Raw genomic sequence first — 230 nt, 5'->3', positions numbered from 1 at the left:
GTGCACCACAAGGTGGCCATCACCGACGGAGCGATCATTGCTGCGGCCAAGCTGTCGCACCGCTATATCACCGATCGTCAGTTGCCAGACAAGGCCATCGATCTGATCGACGAAGCGGCCAGCCGCATTCGTATGGAGATCGATTCCAAGCCTGAAGTGCTCGACCGCCTGGAGCGCCGGCTGATTCAGCTCAAGGTTGAGGCTCAGGCCCTGAAGAAGGAGGACGACGA

Annotated in this window: 1 pseudogene; it reads left to right on the top strand. The window is 59.6% G+C overall.

The features are described 5' to 3' along the window. Nucleotides 1-230, top strand: a pseudogene (locus O4H31_RS19640) (hypothetical protein); the annotation flags it as partial.

Origin of the sequence: Sulfitobacter dubius (genome assembly GCF_027214245.1) — a bacterium.
Lineage (GTDB): Bacteria > Pseudomonadota > Alphaproteobacteria > Rhodobacterales > Rhodobacteraceae > Sulfitobacter > Sulfitobacter dubius_A.
This window is presented reverse-complemented; position numbering and strand designations above follow the sequence as displayed.